Source organism: Vibrio crassostreae (assembly GCF_041439375.1).
Lineage (GTDB): Bacteria > Pseudomonadota > Gammaproteobacteria > Enterobacterales > Vibrionaceae > Vibrio > Vibrio crassostreae_D.
The window spans coordinates 1-4,690 of the sequence record NZ_JBGONY010000115.1; the positions used below are offsets into that span (position 1 = coordinate 1).

6 protein-coding genes are annotated in these 4,690 nt (G+C 43.2%); 2 read left to right on the forward strand and 4 right to left on the reverse strand.

Going from position 1 to position 4,690, the window contains the following annotated elements:
* Nucleotides 1-4 precede the first annotated feature (4 nt).
* Nucleotides 5-181 (reverse strand): RNA helicase, encoded by a 177-nt coding sequence (locus ACED45_RS23705; protein ID WP_371715177.1) that lies wholly within the window; start codon nt 179-181, stop codon nt 5-7.
* 284 nt (nt 182-465) lie between these two features.
* Here ACED45_RS23705 and ACED45_RS23710 point away from each other — a divergent pair, with 284 nt between their 5' ends.
* Nucleotides 466-1,302, forward strand: coding sequence for a DUF6279 family lipoprotein (locus ACED45_RS23710; RefSeq protein WP_371715178.1), 837 nt, complete (start codon nt 466-468; stop codon nt 1,300-1,302).
* 85 nt (nt 1,303-1,387) lie between these two features.
* On the opposite strand, the gene ACED45_RS23715 is transcribed toward ACED45_RS23710, so the two are convergent.
* From ACED45_RS23715 to ACED45_RS23725, 3 genes are all read right to left on the reverse strand, one after another.
* Nucleotides 1,388-2,011: a 3'-5' exonuclease gene (locus ACED45_RS23715; protein ID WP_371715179.1), complete on the reverse strand. Its 624-nt coding sequence runs from the start codon at nt 2,009-2,011 to the stop codon at nt 1,388-1,390.
* Between the two features lie 66 nt (nt 2,012-2,077).
* Nucleotides 2,078-2,482, reverse strand: coding sequence for a PPC domain-containing DNA-binding protein (locus ACED45_RS23720; protein ID WP_371715180.1), 405 nt, complete (start codon nt 2,480-2,482; stop codon nt 2,078-2,080).
* Nucleotides 2,483-2,594: 112 nt separating this feature from the next.
* Nucleotides 2,595-3,800: a DEAD/DEAH box helicase gene (locus ACED45_RS23725; RefSeq protein ID WP_017630130.1), complete on the reverse strand. Its 1,206-nt coding sequence runs from the start codon at nt 3,798-3,800 to the stop codon at nt 2,595-2,597.
* A gap of 167 nt (nt 3,801-3,967) precedes the next feature.
* Between ACED45_RS23725 and bluB the strand changes: the two genes are divergently transcribed.
* A complete protein-coding gene (bluB, locus tag ACED45_RS23730; RefSeq protein WP_371715181.1) occupies nt 3,968-4,624 on the forward strand; it encodes a 5,6-dimethylbenzimidazole synthase in 657 nt (218 codons plus the stop codon).
* The last annotated feature ends 66 nt before the right edge of the window (nt 4,625-4,690 follow it).

The following is a 4,690-nucleotide window of genomic DNA, read 5'->3' on the forward strand; positions in this document are numbered from 1 at the left end:
ATAATCACCCATACTGGCCGTTTCTATCTGAGATCCAATTAGGAAACAAAGCCTCGCTAACATACCAATTCATCGCTTCCTGTCGATTGTGAACGAATATCGTGATTGTGGTTATTGAACCATCGTCAAAATAACAAAGCTCATATTCTAAATCGCTTGGGTGCTCAGGAATAGCGGCCATAGCTTGCCTCCCAAATAATCAATCATTTGAAAATACGCTGACCCGATTCTTTTATAGGGTTCGCACTACGTCAAATGAGTAATAAAAATCAAGTTATATCACTGCCGTTAATTATTTTTAGTTTAATCATTTGCCTAAATAGACGGTTTAGCAAGGTGAAGTCTCAATTTATCTTAAAGTTTTTACGATCAGCTGCTTTTATAGCTAATGTTATAAGATCAAGAGTGAATCTGATAAGGCTGTTTACAGGTTCGCTGATCAGTAAAGGGTTGTGAGAGGGTGTAATGAGAAAATGCCGTTGGTTAGTGATATTGGTGTGCTTTCTATTTGCTGGGTGTGGGACAAAATTCGCCTATAACAATATCAGTTGGTTTGCGGTGAGTTATATCGAAGACTTTGTTTCGTTATCTAATAGTCAAGAGTCCGAGCTAGAAGCACGTCTAGACTCATTGCAAGTCTGGCATAAAGAAACTCAACTTCCTCTATATATTTCGCAATTAGAAGTGATTCAAAGTATTGCTCGTGCCGATATGAATTCTGCCTTTATCGTTGACCAGAGCGAACAAATTAAAAATCATATTCGCGCTATCGTTAATAAGTTTGCCCCCGATGTTTACGCGTTAAGTATGCAACTGAGCCCTAAGCAAGATAGTGAGTTCTTACAAAACTTTAGAGAAAAGCAGCAAGACTATTACGAAGGAAGATTGTCGTTGAATGACGAAGATTCCAGAGATCGATATCGAAATCGAATAGAAGAGAGGCTAGAACGATGGCTAGGATCGGTATCGAAAGAACAAAAACAGATTATATATACTTGGTCTCAAGAGTGGGTAAATACCAACGATAGCTGGCGCCAATATCAAAATAACACCTATCAAGATCTCACAACACTGATGGAAAAGAAGAGTGACCTACATATCGCTCAGCCAGTTATTATGAACTTGCTTTTGAACAACGAAGCCTATTATCCAGACAAATTGGAATCTAAGCTTAATAAGAATATGCAGACATCAGGCAAATTCTTGGTGGATATCGCCGCAACCAGTAGTGATAAGCAATGGTCTTATTTCATGAATGAATTAGAGAGTCTCAAATCTACACTGGTGACACTGCAGGAGTAGGGGACAAGTAAGCTTCGTTAATAACTAAAAAGGCTGATCGTGTTAACCCCATCAGCCTTTCAAACATTATCGTATGGTAAGGGTTTTAACCTCGATTACTCATCAACAGCTTTGGGATAGAGCCTTTCGCTGTCTTCGATATTTTTTGCATCAGTTGAAAGCTTGGCAGTTGAATGCCGTGGTCGCTTTGCAGTTCATCAATCATCAATAACCATAAGCGCGCTGTCATTTCTGAATCGGCTAACGCCCTGTGGAAAGTGCCGTCATTGTCGATATTCTTGAAACGCACAAGGTCGCCTAGCTTATGAGTTGGTGCGTCTTGAATTAGACGACGAGCAATCAGCATTGAGCAGGCAAATTGTCCATTGTAATCGCGACCAATATTATCTAATTCCGCATCAAGAAAGCGCTTATCAAATGAGGCATTGTGAGCGACAAGTTGGCTGTCTTGAATGAAGTCTGCAAATTCATCCATCACTTCTCCACAGCTAGCAGCAGTGCTTAACATACGATTAGTGATTCCGGTATAACCCTCAATGAACCCACTCACGCGAAACCCAGGGTTCATGAGTTGTTGGAAGGTGTCGACGACTTCGCCGTTAACAAGTTTCACCGCACCGATTTCAATCGCTCGGTCACCCATATTTGGTGATAAGCCTGTGGTTTCGAAATCGAGAACGATAACGGAGTCTGCGGAGTGTGTAGCCATCGTGTTTCCTAATTACTATTGGTTATATCGCTTTATATGAGGCGTTTGGTTCTGCTATCAGTGAAGCTATTGTGTGTTACTGCTGATAGTGAGCTCAGTGTAACCCGTCGTATCATCATGCTCTCTGCTGAAGGTCAAAGTATCGTAGCGGTGAACAATCAATTCAGCTGTGGTTGCGATGATCGTTCCCTCCAGCAAATGCCCGCCAATCACATCACCATTCTCATCAGCAACGGAGATATGAATATGCTGGTGGTTAGGCGTTAGCGTTGCCATTACAGATACGATTTCGAACGGAGCTTGAACTAGCTTGGTGTTGTTGGCATTAGCTAAGCGAATATTGAGTTGAGAAACACACCCGACACAAGATGCGATAGAGCCTGCCGAGATATTGTGCGCTGTCACTAGCATCTGGATCTCAAGCTTTAGGTCTTGTCCTCGGGTTAATCTCGTTGCGATAGGAGTAATCATCTCAATACCTCGGTTTTATCTGTGTATCAAAGAACAAAACGAAGCCACATGGGGCTTCGTTTAAGTTATACGTCGGCTAACACGTTATCGCTGCTAGTTAAGCTTTGATAGTTTACTTGCCTTCTTTCTCTTGCTGTTCTCTTTTCTTCTTAGGAACGAAATTCAGCACTGAAATCGGTACTTCTTTACGCGGCTCGAAACCTTCCACTACACGACGTTCAATCAGGTGACCAAGGCGCTTTTCAATAATGCACAGGTTTTTGAAGTTGTCTTTTGATAGGAAAGAGATCGCTTCACCAGATGCATCAGCACGGCCAGTACGACCAATACGGTGAACGTAGTCGTCTGCTGGGAAAGGCAGGTCGTAGTTCACTACGCGGCTTAGATTATCGATATCAATACCACGAGCAGCAACGCCAGTCGCTACCAAGTATTTTAGGCGACCTTTCTTGAAGTCAGCCAAGATCTTTTCACGGATCGCTTGGCTGCGTCCACTGTGGAAAGCTTCAGCCTGAATGCCACGTTTCTCTAGTTGAGCAACCAACTTAGCCGCACCGTGCTTGGTTTCGATAAAGATTAGCGCTTGATCCCAATTACCTTCGGTAATCATGTGGCTCAACAGTGCTGACTTACGATCTTTATCTACCGTTACCAACCATTGCTCAATGTTCGCTTTAGACGCATCAGTTTTGGCAATTGAAATCTCTTCTGCTTCGCTGATAGCACTTTTCGCTAGCGCACGAACTGGCGTTGAAAGCGTTGCTGAGAACAGTAGGTTTTGGATGTCTTGTGGTAAACGCGCAATGATCTTGTTGATGTCTTCAATGAACCCCATGTCTAGCATGCGGTCTGCTTCATCAAGAACCAAAACTTCAACTTCATCAAAGTGAACGGCACGTTGTCCGTACATGTCGATCAAACGGCCAGGTGTTGCAACCAGAATATCAACACCTTCAATCAGACGGTCTTTTTGGTGTTGGTAAGATACGCCACCGTACATCGCTAGTGATGTTAGGTTTAGGAACTTGGCGTACTTAGTGATGTTTTGCTCAACCTGAACAGCCAGCTCACGAGTCGGTGTCAGAATCACGGCGCGAATACGTTTTTTACGCTGCGTTTCACCTTTGCTTAGCATTTCTAAGATAGGGAGAACAAAGCTCGCAGTTTTACCTGTACCTGTTTGTGCTGCCGCAATAAGGTTCTTACCAGAAAGTACAATTGGAATTGCTTTTTCTTGAATCGAAGTTGGCTTTTCGTAGCCTTGTTTTGCAACGGCTTTAACAATAGGTGAGCTTAATCCAAGCTTGGAAAATGGCATAAGTTTCTCGGTATGATTTGGCTAAATAGCGATGGAAAGGTTCAACAATCTTATACAAGGATAAGATTAATGGCGGCATTCTACCATGTTGCTTGTGTACTACTAGCAACATAGACACTTTAGTTGGATAATACTGGCTCAATAAGACGACGATAAGGCAGGGAAGTATGGAAATTACGCCGAATGAACGCGAAGCAGTATATAAAACGATTTTTTCTCGCCGAGATGTTCGTGGACAGTTTCTCCCTGATGAGATCCCAGAAGACGTTCTGATGCGTGTGTTAACCGCCGCGCACCATGCGCCTAGTGTCGGTTTTATGCAGCCTTGGGACTTTGTCGTTGTTCGTGATATCGAAACTAAGCAACAAATTAAAGCGGGCTTCAATCAAGCGCATGCTGAATCGGCAGAAATGTTTACCGATGAAAAGCAGGCGATGTATAAGCGCTTAAAGTTGGAAGGTATCGTTGAATCACCTGTCGGTATCTGTGTAACTTGCGACCGTAATCAAACCGGAAAGGTCGTGCTAGGTAGAACCATCAAACAAGAGATGGACTTATACAGCACAGTCTGTGCGGTTCAAAACTTGTGGCTGGCGGCAAGGGCAGAAAATCTTGGATTAGGGTGGGTGAGTATTCTCCACGACTCAACACTGAGAGACGCATTAGATATCCCGGAAAACATCGATATCGTGGCGTACCTTTGTATTGGCTACGTTGATCACTTCAAAGACAAGCCCGAACTTGAAACCATGGGTTGGCTACCAAGAAGAGATGTGAATTCAGCGATTCATGAAGGGAAGTGGAATCCAAATAAAGCGGAGTGATTCAAGGCTTTGATGGGCTTTGTTTCCTAATTGGATCTCAGATAGAAACGGCCAGTATGGGTGATT

What these genes read in the sequence shown, in the direction of transcription:
- ACED45_RS23715 (WP_371715179.1), bottom strand. Translation starts at nt 2,011, where the DNA reads ATGGCTACACACTCCGCAGACTCCGTTATCGTTCTCGATTTCGAAACC.
- ACED45_RS23720 (WP_371715180.1), bottom strand. Translation starts at nt 2,482, where the DNA reads ATGATTACTCCTATCGCAACGAGATTAACCCGAGGACAAGACCTAAAG.
- bluB (WP_371715181.1), top strand. Translation starts at nt 3,968, where the DNA reads ATGGAAATTACGCCGAATGAACGCGAAGCAGTATATAAAACGATTTTT.
- ACED45_RS23710 (WP_371715178.1), top strand. Translation starts at nt 466, where the DNA reads ATGAGAAAATGCCGTTGGTTAGTGATATTGGTGTGCTTTCTATTTGCT.
- ACED45_RS23705 (WP_371715177.1), bottom strand. Translation starts at nt 181, where the DNA reads ATGGCCGCTATTCCTGAGCACCCAAGCGATTTAGAATATGAGCTTTGT.
- ACED45_RS23725 (WP_017630130.1), bottom strand. Translation starts at nt 3,800, where the DNA reads ATGCCATTTTCCAAGCTTGGATTAAGCTCACCTATTGTTAAAGCCGTT.